Annotated in this window: 1 protein-coding gene; it reads left to right on the plus strand. The window is 53.0% G+C overall.

The genetic code is table 11. From position 1 onward, the window contains the following. Positions 1-466 (plus strand): hypothetical protein (locus ACTHTS_RS11125; RefSeq protein WP_440370072.1); only part of this gene is annotated, 466 nt, incomplete at both ends.

Consider the following 466-nt stretch of genomic DNA (forward strand, 5'->3'; position numbering starts at 1 on the left):
TTGGGGTGTTGGTTGATTGTTGTTGGTGTGGTTGGTTTGGTGTTGGGGTTGTGGGGGGGGTGTGTTGTGGTGTTGTTTTGGGTTGTGTTGTTTGGGTGGGTGGTGGGGGTTGGTGCTAGGTTTCTTGGCGGGTTTTTGTGTTTTGTTTTGGTTTTTGTGTTGGGTATTGTGTTGGGGGGGGGTTTGTTGTTTGTTGGTGTGGGGTTTTTTGTTGGGGGGGGGTTTGGGGTTGGGGTTTTGGGTGCTGGTGTTGGGGTGTGGTTTGGTGTTGGTGTGGGGGGGTTTTTGGGTGGTGGTTTTGGTGGTGTTTTTGGTTTGGGGTTGGTGGTTGGTGGTGTGGGTTTTGTGCGTGTGGTGGTGTGTGGGGGGGGTTTTGGTGTTTTGTTTTTTGGTTGTGGGTTGTGGGTTGGGGGTGGTGTGGGGTTGGGGTTGGTTGTTGGGGGTTTGTTTGGTGGTGTTGGGTGGT

This window comes from Neisseria sp. P0019.S003 (assembly GCF_051957115.1).
Lineage (GTDB): Bacteria > Pseudomonadota > Gammaproteobacteria > Burkholderiales > Neisseriaceae > Neisseria > Neisseria flavescens_D.